Annotated in this window: 18 protein-coding genes and 1 pseudogene; 2 read left to right on the top strand and 17 right to left on the bottom strand. The window is 43.8% G+C overall.

Features of this window, described 5'->3' with window-relative positions; all coding sequences use genetic code 11:
• The 16 genes and pseudogenes from L0M13_RS06125 to L0M13_RS06050 all read right to left on the bottom strand — a co-directional run bounded on the left by L0M13_RS06125 (position 1) and on the right by L0M13_RS06050 (position 12,602).
• Positions 1-561 (bottom strand): AAA family ATPase, encoded by a 561-nt coding sequence (locus tag L0M13_RS06125; protein WP_235198754.1) that lies wholly within the window; start codon positions 559-561, stop codon positions 1-3.
• A gap of 27 nt (positions 562-588) precedes the next feature.
• Positions 589-1,224 (bottom strand): hydrolase, encoded by a 636-nt coding sequence (locus tag L0M13_RS06120; protein ID WP_235198753.1) that lies wholly within the window; start codon positions 1,222-1,224, stop codon positions 589-591.
• A gap of 12 nt (positions 1,225-1,236) precedes the next feature.
• Positions 1,237-2,316: a hypothetical protein gene (locus L0M13_RS06115; protein ID WP_235198752.1), complete on the bottom strand. Its 1,080-nt coding sequence runs from the start codon at positions 2,314-2,316 to the stop codon at positions 1,237-1,239.
• Between the two features lie 21 nt (positions 2,317-2,337).
• A complete protein-coding gene (locus L0M13_RS06110) occupies positions 2,338-2,859 on the bottom strand; it encodes a hypothetical protein (RefSeq protein ID WP_235198751.1) in 522 nt (173 codons plus the stop codon).
• The gene (locus tag L0M13_RS06105; RefSeq protein ID WP_235198750.1) at positions 2,820-3,080 is read right to left on the bottom strand and encodes a hypothetical protein; all 261 of its coding nucleotides are present in this window, start codon (positions 3,078-3,080) and stop codon (positions 2,820-2,822) included. The genes L0M13_RS06110 and L0M13_RS06105 overlap by 40 nt, the downstream gene beginning before the upstream one ends.
• Positions 3,081-3,123: 43 nt before the next feature.
• On the bottom strand, positions 3,124-3,849 hold the full coding sequence (locus L0M13_RS06100) for a metallophosphoesterase family protein (RefSeq protein WP_235198749.1): 726 nt from the start codon (positions 3,847-3,849) through the stop codon (positions 3,124-3,126).
• 22 nt (positions 3,850-3,871) lie between these two features.
• Positions 3,872-4,174, bottom strand: a complete 303-nt coding sequence (locus tag L0M13_RS06095; protein ID WP_235198748.1) for a hypothetical protein — start codon at positions 4,172-4,174, stop codon at positions 3,872-3,874.
• A complete protein-coding gene (locus L0M13_RS06090) occupies positions 4,161-4,541 on the bottom strand; it encodes a DUF2268 domain-containing putative Zn-dependent protease (RefSeq protein ID WP_235198747.1) in 381 nt (126 codons plus the stop codon). The genes L0M13_RS06095 and L0M13_RS06090 overlap by 14 nt, the downstream gene beginning before the upstream one ends.
• Before the next feature lie 29 nt (positions 4,542-4,570).
• Positions 4,571-5,116, bottom strand: a complete 546-nt coding sequence (locus L0M13_RS06085; RefSeq protein WP_235198746.1) for a DUF2268 domain-containing putative Zn-dependent protease — start codon at positions 5,114-5,116, stop codon at positions 4,571-4,573.
• 33 nt (positions 5,117-5,149) lie between these two features.
• Positions 5,150-5,476 carry a hypothetical protein gene (locus L0M13_RS06080; protein WP_235198745.1) on the bottom strand — a complete coding sequence of 109 codons (327 nt, stop codon included), beginning with the start codon at positions 5,474-5,476 and terminating at the stop codon, positions 5,150-5,152.
• Between the two features lie 227 nt (positions 5,477-5,703).
• Positions 5,704-7,188, bottom strand: coding sequence for a UDP-N-acetylmuramoyl-L-alanyl-D-glutamate--2,6-diaminopimelate ligase (locus L0M13_RS06075; protein ID WP_235198744.1), 1,485 nt, complete (start codon positions 7,186-7,188; stop codon positions 5,704-5,706).
• A gap of 172 nt (positions 7,189-7,360) precedes the next feature.
• Positions 7,361-8,430: pseudogene (locus tag L0M13_RS06070) on the bottom strand (aldo/keto reductase).
• 153 nt (positions 8,431-8,583) lie between these two features.
• Positions 8,584-10,260, bottom strand: a complete 1,677-nt coding sequence (locus L0M13_RS06065; RefSeq protein WP_235198743.1) for an S-layer homology domain-containing protein — start codon at positions 10,258-10,260, stop codon at positions 8,584-8,586.
• 59 nt (positions 10,261-10,319) lie between these two features.
• The gene (locus L0M13_RS06060) at positions 10,320-11,036 is read right to left on the bottom strand and encodes a class I SAM-dependent methyltransferase (RefSeq protein WP_235198742.1); all 717 of its coding nucleotides are present in this window, start codon (positions 11,034-11,036) and stop codon (positions 10,320-10,322) included.
• A 220-nt stretch (positions 11,037-11,256) separates the two neighbouring features.
• Complete coding sequence (locus L0M13_RS06055) at positions 11,257-11,703, bottom strand: hypothetical protein (protein WP_235198741.1); 447 nt, start codon at positions 11,701-11,703, stop codon at positions 11,257-11,259.
• Between the two features lie 20 nt (positions 11,704-11,723).
• Entirely contained in the window at positions 11,724-12,602 is an 879-nt protein-coding gene (locus tag L0M13_RS06050; RefSeq protein WP_235198740.1) for a helix-turn-helix domain-containing protein, read from the bottom strand.
• Between the two features lie 342 nt (positions 12,603-12,944).
• Here L0M13_RS06050 and L0M13_RS06045 point away from each other — a divergent pair, with 342 nt between their 5' ends.
• Together L0M13_RS06045 and L0M13_RS06040 are read left to right on the top strand one after the other, a co-directional pair.
• Positions 12,945-13,799: a gluzincin family metallopeptidase gene (locus L0M13_RS06045; protein ID WP_235198739.1), complete on the top strand. Its 855-nt coding sequence runs from the start codon at positions 12,945-12,947 to the stop codon at positions 13,797-13,799.
• Between the two features lie 36 nt (positions 13,800-13,835).
• Positions 13,836-14,753 (top strand): M3 family metallopeptidase, encoded by a 918-nt coding sequence (locus L0M13_RS06040; protein WP_235198738.1) that lies wholly within the window; start codon positions 13,836-13,838, stop codon positions 14,751-14,753.
• A 445-nt stretch (positions 14,754-15,198) separates the two neighbouring features.
• On the opposite strand, the gene L0M13_RS06035 is transcribed toward L0M13_RS06040, so the two are convergent.
• Positions 15,199-15,471 (bottom strand): hypothetical protein, encoded by a 273-nt coding sequence (locus tag L0M13_RS06035; protein ID WP_235198737.1) that lies wholly within the window; start codon positions 15,469-15,471, stop codon positions 15,199-15,201.
• Positions 15,472-15,616: the final 145 nt, after the last annotated feature.

Below are 15,616 nucleotides of genomic sequence, written 5' to 3'. Positions count from 1 at the left end.
TTATAAAGAAAACTTCCTCTTGATTAAAGCCGCTGTTTCTTTTGCACTCAAAGCGGTATTATTGATCCGCAGATAATTCGCTTCCGTGATTTCCCCTTCGACAGAATTCACCCGGTTATGCTGCATCGTATGGAGCAGATGCTGTTCGGACTGTTCAATATTGCGTTTGGTCGGCTTGTGTTCTAGCCGGTGCGCGGTTTTATTGCGGATGAGGCGCTCCTCCGTATCTGCTTCCAACTCCACGAAATAAATCTCGACGCCTTGCGTTTTAAAAAGCGTGCACATCCATTCCACTTCGTCCCAGTCCTCTTTCTTGTCGAAATACCAGAGCTTCGTGAAAATCATTCCATACGCTTCGCTTCCCGCAAAGCTTTCGAAAATCTGCCGGCGAAACAGGGTGTTGAGCCGCCACATTTCCTCTGTAAATCCGTACAAAGGCTCCAACAAATCAATCGTCATATGGTTATGGAATAACCTTAAATTTGTCAGTGCCGCGAGCTCTTGTCCAACTGTCATTTTTCCGACAGCTTGCGGACCAAATAAAAAAACGAACTTCTCCATTGTTTTGCCTCCACCTGGTTTTTCAATTTACCGACGTGCAGAATCTTTTAGAAGGAGCGCACATTCTTCTGCCGCTTTGTTCGCTGCTTCTTCTATGTATGACAGAACCTCTTCCCAGGAGTATACTTCCAGTTCCCTTACAAGCTCGTCTTTCGAATAAATAAAGTCACCAAGCGTTTCTTCTTTGAATAGCCGCAAGTCGTCCTTTTGGATTTCTTCAACAGGGCTTTTGGAGAGTTCTGCTCCCGCCAAAATCTCTTGTAAATCGTTTGCGCCGTATTGTTCAAGCAAGCGGCCATTCATCTTCCGGAAATCACTGTGCCATCGCGCCAATAAAGTCGGGTCTCTATCCACACGCCGCTTCAAATCATTCTCGAAATAGATGCGTTTGAGCCAGACATCATCCGCAATCAAATGAATGAAATAGCCAAGCCCGAATGCCTCTTCCACAGCTTGCGGGTATTTTTCTTTGAAAGCGTGATAGTCCACAAATCGTGTGCCGTCATCTAAATCCCCTCCAAAGAAATGCGACGCGTCTTTTCGCGCACGTCCAAAAGCAGCGTCTGGTGCAATGCCGCCTAATAAAACTTCCCGGGTATCGCTCATATCTAAACCTTTTGAAACTTTATCTGCAATAATCAAATGCATGATTCTTGAACCCATAAGGTTCCCCCTTCAAACTATAGATTCATTATTAATATTGATAGCCGCCAGTCGTTCGAGCTCCGTTAAGAATAGCGGCAACCGGGCAGCTATTTCTTTCTTCGTGCCAAAACGGATTTCAGTTTCTTTTCTCAGCTCCCCTTCCAGTAATTGGAGGTGACTAAAGGCCGATTCGAGCACTTGCAGCAGCTGTTCCCCTCTGACTTCACGGACGATTTCTGTATTGCCTTCGCTATAGCCAGCTAAAAAACCTTCAGCGATCGCTTTCATCTTCGCTTCGTGTACGTCAAATCGATGTTTTCTGTATCGTTCGGTAGCAGAGAGGGAAACAAAATAGTTTTCGTATAAGTTCATGAAATTGCCAGCCATTCCTCTTGGATAATAGACGATCGGATAAGGATCAATCAGGCAAACTTGAGTGCCGTTCATCAATATATTTTCAGGTGAAGCATCCTGGTTGGTTAGGAGCGGCATGGTAAATCTTCGCTGCCTGAGCGCTGCTGCCCAATGGATTGCCTTCTCGACCACTTCACTCTTTAATTCCGAGTGACTCTGGCACAAAGTTTCATAATCCGCCAATTGCTCTTCACTTTCTTCTTTCAACCCTTGATGCGCATCTCCCGCGATGCTGCCCCGAAGCCCCTCTTCTGTAGACCACGCAAGAAAACCGTAGCCGGATAATCCATGAGGAATTTTTTCCGTTTCCCGGTAGATTTCTCCAATGTCTTGGCCTAATTGAAAAGCAGCTTCCCTATTTATTTCCGCAAGCTCGATGGCGGTTCCGGCAAAAGATTCCAGCGTGTATGTCAGCTCTTCCGTCACGAAAAAGGAATAATGCATAGGCGCTGCACCCTTTACCGCTTGATTGACGGCCGCATAATAGAGTTCGGTTCCCCCGTATTCTGCTTTTAAAACGGCCTCATCATACAGAGCCGGTTGGTCATACGCTACTTCTTTCGGAATCCGCAGCACCCAATCGCTTCCATTTTTACGTACTTTCCAGGCATAATGCCAAGCCCCTTCTCCGAGAAATACGGGAGTATCCACTTCCGCGTGTCTGGTTGCTGCTTGTAATTTTAATGGATTGATCATGTTTTACCTTCCCATTCTGTTTTATTGTTCGGCTACTCCGAAGAACACGGTCAATGGCATTTTCCGTCCATCGCCATGCCAACGTTTGTATTGTTCAAATACCGCCTGGATATCATTATCAAATTGGTCCTCTACAAGTTCTTTTACTACTAAAAAACTCCGCCAATAATCGAACATGATGCTCGACAAACTGCCAAGATAAGAAGCGCTTCCAAATTCATCGAGAGAACGCATGCCATAGTCTTCTGTAAAAACCTTCACCAATTCACTTTCAATGGCTGTAATTTCATTAAACTCTGACGGGCTCAATAGGAGCTTTCTCGGCAAATACTCGCACATGCCTTCTTCAAACCAAATGCTGTCATCCCGCTCAACGTCAAATTCATCCTCAAATAAATCGGAGTGATGCGTCAGCTCATGTGCTGCGATGGTGAACAGCTGATTTTCCGAGTAGTTCGCATAGAACTGCTCGATATGGGGCAGGTCTTTGCCGTCTAATTGCTTCAGAAAAAGCTGCCGCCATTCTGCAAGATCCGGTGACATATAAATAACATCCTTATTTGTAAACGCGGAATTGGCACTTCTGAAAAAACCGTCGTCGCCAGTTCTGCTGAAGTCCAAACAAAGGCTTTTGGAAGTTCGGTCAAAGCAAAGTCTTTTTCCATTACTTTCTGGTAATCTAATAAGCGCTTATTAAAGCTTTCTGTTATACCTTGATACTTTTCATAGGCTTTCACAGACTCAAAACTATAGATTGTTTTCATGTTTATATCCTCTCTACAGGCAAATAGTGAAAATAGATTTCCTTTAAAGCAAATGCTGATTGCCGTGAAAAACGCTTAAGATGAAATCTCTTTCAGGAACTTTCAACTTTTCATAGCCTGCTAGAAATTCTTTATTGTCATAGGCTGCTTCTTTCAATTCCACTTCGATCGTTCCGTTAAATGACACGATGGCATACCGGGCATATGGCCATTTGCTGCAGCCAAGAGAGCCTGGATTCAAATAGGTTCTCGAGTTAGTCGAGAAATAATGGACAGGATGATGATGGCCGAAACACACGAGATCCACAGCGGAATCCTTATAAAGAATTTCGAATTTTTCCCATGTCGGATCCGCATCGATTGGCAAGTATTTTTTCGCTGGATCCAAATGATAATGGGTCAACAGGAGGTTTTTGCCGCCATGCCGGACCGTCAGCTCTTTTGGAAGAGCCTTGAGTTCCGGAATGAACTTTTTATCCATCCGGTCGAGCAGCCACTCACGGTGCACTCTTTCGCCGCCCTGGCTTTCGCCTTCTTCACCGTTTAAAAGGTCCAGCATTTCCTCTTCATGATTCCCCAGAATCATCGTCACATCATCCCGTGAACAAAGAGCTTCCAATACTTCGTCGGTTTCATAGCCGATGCCGACCATATCACCTACGCAATAAATCCGGACAATATCCGGATCCTGGTCAATTTCTTTCAGCACTGCCTGAAGCGCTGAGTAATTGCCATGTATATCTGCCAACACCGCAATTTTTTCTGCCATTTTGTCACTTCTTTTCTTTAAATTAATTTTCCTGAATCACCCGATTAATCTGCTTCACGAGCTCCGCTAACTCATTCTCTTTCATAAAGAAGCTGGTTTCTTCCGGCGTCGTCCTGCCTCCATGTCTAAACGTTTCAAACGCTTCCTCTTCGCACATCTCAATTGCTCTGAACCGGTCGCTATTGAACAGCACTTCAGCATTGACGGCTTTTTTTGAAGTGATTTCATAAACGAAGACGATTCGGTGATCTCCTAGAAAATAAATGAATGGGTAGTCCACTTTGATATCGATACAAATCGCCGCCTTTTCTTTATTGTTCTGCATCCTGGTATCCGCTATTCTTTAAAAACGCCTCTGTCTCCAGTGCGGTCCATTCTGGAATGGACATTTCTGGATGCTCACTCAAATAAGTCTGGACCATGTCGTTTCCAATTTTGTAGTGAGCCCATTGCGGGATTTGCTTTGCGGGATTGCCGTTATGGAACTCCATAATTATTTCCGGATCTGCCGATTGGTTAAATGCTTTGAAATTTTCAACTGCATGCGCTTTTTCAGATTCTGATGAAAAGTTCGCCCATTTCGGACTGGCTTCCGGGTATATCATTTTCGCAAATACATCTGCTTTCCCTTCCATCACCGTTCTTTCAGCTACCGTAAATAAAAGGTTTTTTTGCATTTCTTCGTAAACCATATGGTGGTATTCATGGGCTACCGTTTGCCTCAGCGAATCTTCATCAAAACGCGGTCAAGTAAAAGGACCATGTCGCCTTTTTCCCAGACAAAACCGGTTACGTAATCCACCTCTTCCATCGATCTCGCAAACTCAGGCAATGAAGGAAAAACATGTATCGTTTTATTTTCACCTGGCAAAAGCTCAGCCGATGACACGAGCGCTTCTTTTATAGCTGCTTCATACTGTTCTTTTTGCTCCGCTAATTCCGCCACAGCCGCTTCCAATTTGGCTAAATCAAACGGCACGGCGAATATCCATTCCTCTAAAATGCTATAGCCCAATCCATGATCACGAAGGCTGCCATGAACGATTTTTTTGTAGAGTTCGTCTTTATTATTTGGATCCGCCTCTGCCGCTTTGATAAACTCCTCCATAGCCGGCAAATAATTCACGACTGTAAACTCCTGCTCTTTCTGTTCGAACGATAAGCTCGGTTCCACTTCTTGCTTCTCAATTTCCTCGTTCTTTTGCGAACAACCCGTTAAAGAAATTAAAATCAAAAAGACAAGGGCTGCAACTTTAAAATTAGCCATAGCGGACGCTCCTTTTGCTTTAGAAAGGTGAATTCAATCAATAAAATATGGATAAAACTTCACTACTGTAATTACGAAACTCATCAAGTTAAATAGCAACAATCCGTAGACCAAAGGTGAGATCTTAAAATAGAACGGTATGGCTTGCGGCGTTTCCTGCCTGTTATCGATCATTGAAAATGCGTTGTATTGGTTAGTGGTTTGATTGGAGTAAAGCTGCAGGAGCCAAATAGCTCCGAAGATCAATAAGCCGCCAAGCAACATGATATCGATGAAGTTCCAGTCAAAAAATAAGGATATAGACCAAAGCACCGCTGTTTCAACCGCGGCAGTCGCGATGATGATGAATATGTTTTTCATAATTGCACCTCTACCTTAAAAGTAAATGAGAGAACAGCTCCCAAAGTTTCAAAAAGATGTTAAAAATTTTATTTCTCTAATTTTATCAATAATTCTTTTAATTCAACAGCTAAAGTTGGAAAAAATGTGAAATTGCTAAAAAGCTATTTAACCAACTTAAAAAGGCATCGTTTCTTTGCTCTATTCCAGAGCAGCATCGATGCCTTTTCGTGATCTTTTATTTCCGCTTAATTTACTTGTTCTTTATTCATCGCCTGAAAATTAAGCTGTTCTAAAACGATTTCTTTCTCGTTGTAAGGCAGATACCTGTCGCCCACGAGCAAAGTCGTTTCATGCCCTTTATCCGTTAACAGCACAATATCTTCTTTCTCCGCGATACGAATAGCATGCCGGACCGCTTCCGCTCTTTCTGCTATTAACGTATATCGGCTATGAAGCATGCCTTTTTCATAGGCTTGAAGAATTTCACGGCTCGGCTCTTGCCCTGGATTGTTAGTTGTGATGATGACGTAATCCGCTATCGATGCTTTTTCTGCCATGATCGGCCGTTTGAGTTGATCGCGGTAATTCCCCCCGGCAATGAGGACAATCAGACGGCCTTTTTTAAATGGCAACAGACTGTCGATCGCTTTTTCAATGGCATCCGGTGTATGCGCATAATCGATATAGACCGTCGGCCCGTCTGAAGATGCCAATTTCTCCATCCGCCCTTCCACCGGATAGATTTCCGGCAAATGTTCAAGCATCGTTTCGATTTCCATGCCATATGCATACAATGCAGCAAGGGCTGCGAGCACATTGTACACATTGAATTTTCCGATGAAAGCGGTTTTCACAGCAAAGGTTCCTTCAGGAGACTCGAGCATAAATTCCGTCCCTTGTTCATCATAGCTAATTTGGCTTGCCTGAAAATCAGCGCCCGCCGATAACCCGTAGCTGATCGTTTCAAAAGGCGTCATCCGTGAGAATGAAGCAGACCATGAATCATCCTGGTTCAAAACGGCGAATTTGGTTTTCCGAACGTCTTGTCCAAGCTGCGAGAACAACAGTCCTTTGGCATGTCCGTAGCTTTCCATCGATTTATGGAAATCCAGATGATCGTGGCTTAAATTGGTGAATACCGCAATATCCAACTCAATTCCCCACATTCTTCCGTTAACGAGCCCTTGTGAAGACGTTTCAAAAATCATCGCGGAACAATCGCTTTCAGCTGCTTTCTCAAGCATCTTCAAATTGGAAAGGATATCACTCGTGGTGTTTGGGGTCGGTGCCCACGTATCAGCTGAACGAAAGCCAAGCGTTCCGGCAACAGCTGATTTTTGACCGGCTTTCCCCATCAATTCATGGATCATATGCGAAACCGTTGTTTTGCCGTTTGTTCCAGTAACCCCTATAGTCGAGAGTTTGGCTGCAGGATACCCGTAAAGATGGGCGGCAAGGCGAGCAAGCACTTTAGCCGAATCTTTTACCCGGACAACGCAAAGCCCATCCGGTACATGGCTGATTTCTTTTTCCGCAATAATCATTGATGCGCCTCGGCGCACCGCATCTTCGACAAATTCGTGGCCATCTACGGTATAGCCGGTAATGCAGACAAAAATATCTCCAGGTCCGACATTTCGGGAATCCATTTGAATTCCTTCTATAAAATCAGGCACTATGCCTTGGATCGTTTTTATTTTAATTAGATTCAATAATTCTTCTGTTTTCAAAAGCCTCTTCCTCTCGCCGCGTAATGATGATTCCCAGCGGATTTCCAGAAATCCCCTTCCTTGTTTTATTAGTCTACTGCATCACTAAAATTCTGACTATTCAGAAGAAAGGTTTTACAGAAAAAAACACCGCCTCAAAAACCGGATCTCGGTCTTAAGGCAGTGCCGATTTTTATTCGTCGATTCCCATCGATTTGCGGTAACCATTCAAGTACGTGATTTCAGAAGGGCTGCCCATTTCGGGTGCGCTCATCGCACGGTGCCAAAGCGGATAAATCGGCACAGGACGTGCAACGGCTTCGATTTTGCCCTGCTCTTCTTTCGTCAATTGAATGTCAAAAGAAGCGATGTTTTCTTTCAATTGTTCTTCGTTTCGCGCAGCAATGACAATCGGCCCGACATTCGGACGATCACGGACCCATGCGTAGGCGATTTGTGGAACCGAGGCGTTGTGGTTCGCCGCCACTTCCTCTAAAGCGTCGATGACTTGGTACAGGCGTTCCTGATCCTGAACCCAAGGCTCCGGCCATCCGGCACCTTGCCGTGTGTTTTCAGGCGCAGTTTTGTTGCGCCCGATTTTCCCGTTCAACAAGCCTTCACCAAGCGGGCTCCAGATCATTGAACTGACCCCAAGCTCTTTCCCTGCCGGCAACAGTTCATACTCCGCTTCCGCGCTTCCGGCGTGTAGTAAATCTGCTGGGTGATCGGCGGAATAAAACCATTTTGCTCCGCAATCGTAACGGTTCTTGCGAGTGCCCAGCCGCTGTAATTCGAAACGCCCCAATGGCGGATCTTGCCGGACTTCACCAATTGCGTCATCGTTTCCACCGTTTCTTCGACAGGCGTCTGCCCGTCCCATAGATGGACAAAATACAGGTCCAGGTAATCTGTTCCAAGTCGCTCCAAAGTTTGATCGATCGACGACAGGATGTTATTGCGGGAAGCCCCGCGCACATTCGGATCGTCGCTCAACGGAAACCCGGTTTTTGAAGTGAGCAATACTTGGTCGCGGCGTCCTTTGATTGCCGCACCCAGCACACGCTCTGCATCGCCTTTTGAATATAAATTTGCGGTATCGAACATATTGATGCCTGCTTCCAGCGACATGTCGACCATGCGCCGAGCCAAATCTTCCTTGACGTCGCCCGCTGCTTCAAATCCGTTTGTCCCGCTGAATGGGACCGTCCCCAGTATGTATTTCGGAACGCGCAAGCCTGATTTTCCTAGATAAATGGTTTCCATAAGCTCCTCCTAATGGATGAATTTTGGTTATTCTATTTGACCTTAGTAGAATACCCTGCCGCCTCTCCACTAAAACAGTTGCCGTCCAATCCAACTAAAAAACCGTTTTCTCGAGTGAAAAAACTCAAGAAAACGGTTTGTTCTTTTATTCGATTAAGGCGTTTCATCCAACATCGAACTTGGGAATTCAAAAAGTTTCGCAGCATCTCCGCGATCATCCCATACATTCGCATTCGTCCATTTCAAGCTTTGCGGCGGCTGATGGAGGGCATTCGGTCCCGAAGTGATATTAACGCTCTGGCCCGAGCGGAGAATAAAGCCATCTGGGAATTTGAAGGTTTCGTTGCCTTTCACACTGACTAAAGTAAATCCGGTCATGTTGGCATTTACCCGATCGTAGTTCGTCAGCGTGACCACTTCCGCTTTCAGATCTTTTTTCACAATGCGGATATCCGGAATCAACTGGCCGTATCCGAATAAATGATAGTCCACATTCATTTGTGTAAATTCATCCGCAATGACATAAATGACATTGCCTTGGATATGCGTATCATAAATATCCGATCCGCTTGCCCGAAGGTCATTCACGACGCTTTTATCCGGTTCACCGGAATAGGACAGGATCGCCATGCGCGCTTTCACTTCATCAATAAAGGGATAGGTATAATATTCTTCCTCTCCGTGATGCGGCACTTTCAATACTTCCGCTTTCAAGTCATACTTGTCCACCAATTGCTGCTGGACTTTCGGCGTAGCATCTCCGGCAAGAAGGAAATCTTCAGTGCCGCGAGTCACTTTCAAGACCATTCCACCGTCATCTGCATTTTCCGCTTTTGGATCTGCATGTAAGACTTGGATCGCGACTGAAGCATCCGGTGACAGGTTATCGCCGGTTTTCACCGTCTTCACTGTGACTTCATTCGCTTCGACTGCTTTGAAATAATCGCTGTGAATGGCCGGGTCGGTTGGCAGCCCGCTTTCATAAATCGTTTCCACCTCATTGTTTTCAATCACCCACGCGGCTCCGCCCATATGTTCAGGGTCTGGATGCGTCAAGATTAAGGAAGTGATCGGACGGGCGCCAATTTCTTTTAATGCACGGCTGATTTGTTCCGCATTCGGTCCGGCATCGATCAGTACGGCTCGCCCGTCTGCATATTCCACATATGTGGCATCGCCCCGTCCGACATCCAGGAACGCAATTTCTACTGCATCCGGTTTTACCGAGAATTCATTCAAATTCATGGCCCGTGCAGTGAACGCCGCGAATTGTTCCCGCGTCAGCGTTTCCGCTGGCCGGAAGTTACTCCGTTCATATCCCGCAGCAACGCCCCAAGCGGATAACTTCTGGATTGCATCATAAGCTTTCATCCCTTTTTGGACATCCAAGAAATATTCCGGCTCGCCTTCATAGCCCCAATCAAACGCACGGGAAATGAAAATGGCCATTTCTGCACGCGTCACTGTTTTAGCCGGTTTGAATGTGCCGTCCGGGTAGCCGCTGATGACGCCTTCTTTTACAAGTTTGGCAATATAGCCGCTCGAAACGATTGTGTCGTCCACGTCTTTAAACTGCGTATTTTGCTCCTCAGCGGAATAACCGAGCGCTTTGCCGATCATAATCGCCGCTTGCCGCGCGTCACCCCCCGCTTTCGGCTGGAATTTTCCATCCGTAAAACCGGTGATGACGCCTTCATCCGAAAGATACTGGATTTCTTTATGGAAGCGATTGGCATCGCTCACATCGGGAAATCCGGCTGCTGAAGATGGCATCGCCGAAATACTTGAAACAAATAACGTTGCAGCTAATGCCAGTCCTAATTTTTTCATTCGAAAGCCCCCTTTTATAGCTAAGAATAACATAATATTCCATGAGTGAACGCTCATCTTTAACTAACTAATTTTGAACGGGCTTTTATAATAAGGAAATTGGGCGCTTTCATTAACTTCGCATAGCCTGCCGGATCCAATTCTTTAAATCTCGAAGTCGGTTTTGGTTCAATGACTTTTTCAATTTCAAAGTGGTTCAATGTAGCCGCCATGATTTCACTAAGCGACCGTCTGTAAAATACGACATCGTACAGCTGTCCTTCTTTTTCCCACTGGTCTTTTAAGAGCTCGACGGCAAAATAATCCGCATTCTGCGACAGCTTAATATCCGTAAAGGGATGATGGACTGAAAATAAAAAGACGCCATCCGGTTTTAAAATGCGCTGGAATTCCGTAAAGGTCGGTTCCCACTCTTTTAAGTAATGGAGGGTCAGTGAACTGATAACATAATCAAAAGAGCTGTCCGGAAAAGGCAATGGCTTTTCTAAATCCATACAGGATACTTCTGCCTGATTACCCATCCGCCGGCGAGCCGCTTCCACCATTTCTGGGCTTACATCAATAGCGGTAACCTGTGCTCCTCGCCCATTTAATTTCTGCGTGTACCAACCCGCTGCGCATCCTGCATCCAAGATGTTTTTTCCTTCTAAGGTTTCTGCTATTTCCGCAAGCATCGCCGGTCGTTCATATTCCGCATTGTATAAATTATGGGTATCCACTGTTTTTTCATAAGCACCGGCAAGGCGATTAAAGTTTTCAATGATTTTTTCTTTCATGCTTCACCTCTAAAATATTTAAGATATTTTTTTGACTACATAATCGGCAACAGCAAAAAGCCTATAGACATTGAAACCTTGACGGTCAATACGACGCTTCCAATCGAAGAATATTTGCCGGAAGTCATGGCTTATCTATAAGCAGAATAAATCAGTTTTTATATAGAGCGCTAAAAATCCAACCCAGTTTCATCAAACTGGGTTGTCCTCCAAAAAATTTTCAATTAGGAGTTGAATGTTTTCCGTCTTTCTTTTCATAGTCAATCGGCAATGCGGCTGATGTGAGGATGAGGATATAAAATGGGTATATGAACAGTCCCGCTATTATCATAAGACCCGAAGCAGGATTTGGCATATCGCCCCCATAGCTGATGGGGAAAAGCGTCGCAAACCCGTAAAGGTACAGAACAAAATAAGGCAGCCACAAAATAACGGTCCAGTAATTTGAATTCTTCCGTCCCAACCACTTCTGGATGAGTTTATAGAAGAGCAGCGTACCCAACGTCACTTCAAGAAGCAAGATGATTCCAGTCAAGCTATTTACCGTCCCGATTTCCAAGTCCGCGACCCGGCTGATTCTGTAAACATTCACCATCAATTCAATGGGGATAACGATCATAAGCGCATACAGCATGCTTACTGCATTCAGCTTCCAAAATTGCTTCATCCAATCCCCTCATTTCCCCGTCATTCGCTAAAGTCTAAATTGACCGGCTGCGCTGCCAATAGTGCTTTCGAAAGCATATTGGTCGTCGGCACGTTCTGCCCCACTTCTTCAAAGCGGAAGCCGTCCGCCCACACTTTGCCGCCGCCAATCAGCAAAACACCGAAATGGATAGAAGCGCTGTCTTCCGGAACATCGAGCACGATCGAGTAATGATTCCAATCGGTTGTACCTTGAATCGACCGATTGTCCATATTATCGAACTGGACCGTATCCCCCGAAGCGTTATCGATTCGAAGCCAAGCCCCGCATTTATCTGCCTGTTCCGTTTTCAAAAAACAGGAAAGCTTAATCCGTTTGCCAATAAATTCACGCGCCTGAAACCCTTGCATCATCGTCGCAAATTGCTGCTCATTTGCCTCTGCTTTGGCATACAATAATCCAGATTTCGTTCCCGTATGGCACACCGCTGAATCCGTCATCAATTCATACAACTCTGGATTCGATCCGCTCAAACTCCACCCTTTTACTTGTTCACTTGTCGTCATCATTTCTTCCTCCTCCATCATTCTGACAGCTCGCATCAGTTTTCGGTATTTCCCAGGCGGCACAGCATACACTTCTTTGAATGCCCGCGTAAAAGCTTCCTGTGACTGAAAATGAAATTGAAAAGCAATCGCGATAATCGATTCATCACTGTACAAGAGAAGCATCGAAGCCATCGCTAACCGGCGCATCCGGATGTATTCGCCAATCGTCCTGCCTGTCTCTTCTTTGAACACCCGCAGCAAATGGTATTTTGAATACCCGACGGCTCGCGGAAACGAATCGAGCGGAAGTTCTTCCTGCAGCTGGCTTTCAATATAAGAAATCGTCCTTTGCGTCACTTCACTGTACTGCATCCTGTTCACCTCAAAATGATCATACCGAAAATGGAGAAGGTTTTTTTGATGGAAATTGCTAAAGTGCGTTTTGTAATTTAAAAATCTCTTTGATTATTGGACTGAAAGAATTGAAATAGGTTCCTGTAAAAGGAGGAACTGCAAAAGCATTAGAGAATTTAAATGAAATCATTATTCCATCCCCGTCTTCCCTTTTATTCTAACTATACATTCAATCTATAAATCACATCATTAACTTTTGATTATTAGAAAAATTAAATAGATAAACTCTCTTAGTAACTATATACTAAACAAGAACGTTAGTTCCCGTTGTAATAAAAGCAATGTTGAGGAGGATTTCTAGTGAAAGTAGAAAGTTATTCTGAGAAGTGGAAATTAGATACCCTTTTCAAAGGCGGTGATCATTCGATGAAACTCGTTGAATTAATCACCCGGATAGAAACAGAATTAAAAGAGCTTGCCGAAAGTACAACAGCTTTATCTATCACTAACGAAGCTCTCAATGAAATAGTCATCAACAATATTTTAGCGACAATTTCAGGCATACATAAGTCTATAGCTCATGTCGCATCTTTTGCCACTTGCCTGCTTGCGGAAGATCCTAAAAATCAATCAGCCGCCGCACTTCAAGGGAAAGTTGCGTCACTCAAAACAGAATCCACTTCTATCCTTTTGGATTTCCAACGACTCCTTTCGATAGTTGATCAAGAAATATGGGACACTCTGCTAGAAAATGAAAGCCTAAGTGATCAAGTTTTTATTTTAACGGAATGGCGTGAAAACGCAGCTTCATCGCTATCAGCGGAAGAAGAAACCCTCCTTGCTGCTTTATCAGTAGATGGCTACCATTCCTGGGGCGGTTTATATCGTTCGATTGTGAATAACTTACAAATACCCATCACCATTAGTGGAAGCGAAAAAGAATATTCAATTGGACAAGCTACTAATTTACGTTCACATAGCGATGAAAAAGTTCGTCTTGAAGCATTTATCGCCTTAGAAAATACGTGGACGGCGCTAGAAGATATTATGGCACACATCTTAAACCACATAACAGGTTTTCGGATCCAAGCAGATAAAAAACAAGGGATAATGAATGGATTGGAGAAGCCGTTAAAAGACAACCGGATAAAAGCAGAAACCTTGCAAGCTATGTGGCAGGTCATAAACCGGAACAAAAAGCCTTTTGCCAATTAATTGGATCATAAAGCAAAATTAGCCCAGAACACTCAAATGCCCTCTTATGATTTTTGGGCTCCCTTCAATGAAAGCAGCACATCAATAAATTATGAGGAGGCTGTTTCATTTATACTCCAGCATTTCCGTCAATTTGGACCTGAATTGGAAAGCTTTGCCCAGACTGCTTTTAAAGAAGGATGGGTGGAAGCAGAAAACCGGAAAGGAAAATCAGCCATTGCCTTTTGTGCCGGCTTTCCTCTTACTGGGGAATCCAGAATTTTTCTTACTTATGATGGGAGTATGACGAGTTTATTGACATTGGCTCATGAACTGGGACATGCCTTCCACAATCACGCGATGAAATCGGTCGATGGACTAAATCAAACTTATAGCATATCCACGGCTGAAACAGCTTCTACATTCACCGAAATGATTGTCTTAGATGCCGCCATCAAAACGTCAGAAAGTACGGAACAGAAATTGTTTCTTTTAGACGAAGAAATAAAACGAAGTGTCATGAATTTCATGAACATCCATTCCCGTTTTCTGTTTGAAGAAAGGCTCTATGAAGCGCGTAAAGCAGGCATGGTGTTCGCAAAACAATTAAATGAAATGATGCAGAATGCCCTAACTGAAGGCTATGCCGGTTCTATGAGCCACCTGCCGATTCATTCCTGGATCGCTGTGCCCCACTTCTATATCACATCTACACCTTTCTATAACTTCCCTTATACTTTTGGCTACCTGTTCTCGATCAGTATTTATGCCAAAGCACGGGAAGAAGGAAAAGAATTCGAACAACGTTACTTAGCGTTGCTGCGGGACACCGGACGCATGACCGTTGAAGAATTGGCACAGAAGCATCTCGGAGAAGATATTACCGAAGAAAGCTTTTGGGAAAAAGGAATGGCACTCTGTGTGAAAGATGCAGAAGAGTTTATTAGACTTTCTTCAGGAATTCACTCTTCTTGAAAAAGATAACTAGAATGAGTTTAACGCAATAAAAACCTGCATAAGAAAAACGCCAAAACCTTCGAAAAGGTTTTGGCGTTTTTCATTGTTTATCTCACTATGGAGACGGCGGGAGTCGGACCCACTCCCGTTAAAAGTGCAATTATACCAGTGTTTTCAAGGGTTTTGACATACCTTTTAAAATCACTGACCACGGTTTTGACTAGGTTTATTAAAATTGCTTACGGAGATAAGAAATATCTATTCAAAGAAGTGCTTTAACTTAATCATATTAACTGCATTTTAGTATTTCAATTACAAGAGTTCCTTCTATAATAAGAGCTTAATTTGTTCTATATTTTTTATAGAAGAAACTCGAATCACTTTATTAATGAAATAGTTGTGCGTAGAACAGCGGAAAACTAGAGGTCAAGAGACGATTCTACCTGGAATACTCTTAATACCTTTAGTTTTCCTTTAAATTCGTTTGTTCATTTTTAACTCTTTCTACTTGGTTAATATCGACTTCCAGTAATTCAGCAATACTTTCCACTGTCATATCTGGCATTTTATTAAAAATGTTTATAATAGCTTTTTCCGTCGCTATTTTGTAGCCTTCTTTTTTTGCACCTTCAAGGTTTGTATTTATATCGGAAAGATGTTTATTTTTCAATTCTGTTAGACGGAGTTTTTCCTTATCATCATTGAGGCTTTTAAATTTTTCATCTATGCTCCCCATAGTCATCCTCCTCTGCTTCTAATATGCCCCTCAATTACCGCCTTCATTTTGCTATTTCCATAATTATCAATAAGAAGTAATGTAGCAATCTATCAACAAGTTTTATAAACTTATCTAAACTGGCTCTTATATAGAATTGCTTAAT

Origin of the sequence: Planococcus sp. 107-1 (assembly GCF_021513255.1) — a bacterium.
In the GTDB taxonomy this organism is placed as follows: domain Bacteria; phylum Bacillota; class Bacilli; order Bacillales_A; family Planococcaceae; genus Planococcus.
Note: the sequence above shows the minus strand (reverse complement) of the source record. Positions and strands in the feature narration are given on the sequence as shown.

What these genes read in the sequence shown, in the direction of transcription:
- L0M13_RS06095 (WP_235198748.1), bottom strand. Translation starts at nt 4,174, where the DNA reads ATGCAGAACAATAAAGAAAAGGCGGCGATTTGTATCGATATCAAAGTG.
- L0M13_RS06120 (WP_235198753.1), bottom strand. Translation starts at nt 1,224, where the DNA reads ATGGGTTCAAGAATCATGCATTTGATTATTGCAGATAAAGTTTCAAAA.
- L0M13_RS06110 (WP_235198751.1), bottom strand. Translation starts at nt 2,859, where the DNA reads ATGTCACCGGATCTTGCAGAATGGCGGCAGCTTTTTCTGAAGCAATTA.
- L0M13_RS06090 (WP_235198747.1), bottom strand. Translation starts at nt 4,541, where the DNA reads ATGGTTTACGAAGAAATGCAAAAAAACCTTTTATTTACGGTAGCTGAA.
- L0M13_RS06035 (WP_235198737.1), bottom strand. Translation starts at nt 15,471, where the DNA reads ATGGGGAGCATAGATGAAAAATTTAAAAGCCTCAATGATGATAAGGAA.
- L0M13_RS06080 (WP_235198745.1), bottom strand. Translation starts at nt 5,476, where the DNA reads ATGAAAAACATATTCATCATCATCGCGACTGCCGCGGTTGAAACAGCG.
- L0M13_RS06055 (WP_235198741.1), bottom strand. Translation starts at nt 11,703, where the DNA reads ATGAAGCAATTTTGGAAGCTGAATGCAGTAAGCATGCTGTATGCGCTT.
- L0M13_RS06050 (WP_235198740.1), bottom strand. Translation starts at nt 12,602, where the DNA reads ATGCAGTACAGTGAAGTGACGCAAAGGACGATTTCTTATATTGAAAGC.
- L0M13_RS06060 (WP_235198742.1), bottom strand. Translation starts at nt 11,036, where the DNA reads ATGAAAGAAAAAATCATTGAAAACTTTAATCGCCTTGCCGGTGCTTAT.
- L0M13_RS06125 (WP_235198754.1), bottom strand. Translation starts at nt 561, where the DNA reads ATGGAGAAGTTCGTTTTTTTATTTGGTCCGCAAGCTGTCGGAAAAATG.
- L0M13_RS06105 (WP_235198750.1), bottom strand. Translation starts at nt 3,080, where the DNA reads ATGAAAACAATCTATAGTTTTGAGTCTGTGAAAGCCTATGAAAAGTAT.
- L0M13_RS06040 (WP_235198738.1), top strand. Translation starts at nt 13,836, where the DNA reads ATGCCCTCTTATGATTTTTGGGCTCCCTTCAATGAAAGCAGCACATCA.
- L0M13_RS06115 (WP_235198752.1), bottom strand. Translation starts at nt 2,316, where the DNA reads ATGATCAATCCATTAAAATTACAAGCAGCAACCAGACACGCGGAAGTG.
- L0M13_RS06085 (WP_235198746.1), bottom strand. Translation starts at nt 5,116, where the DNA reads ATGGCTAATTTTAAAGTTGCAGCCCTTGTCTTTTTGATTTTAATTTCT.
- L0M13_RS06065 (WP_235198743.1), bottom strand. Translation starts at nt 10,260, where the DNA reads ATGAAAAAATTAGGACTGGCATTAGCTGCAACGTTATTTGTTTCAAGT.
- L0M13_RS06100 (WP_235198749.1), bottom strand. Translation starts at nt 3,849, where the DNA reads ATGGCAGAAAAAATTGCGGTGTTGGCAGATATACATGGCAATTACTCA.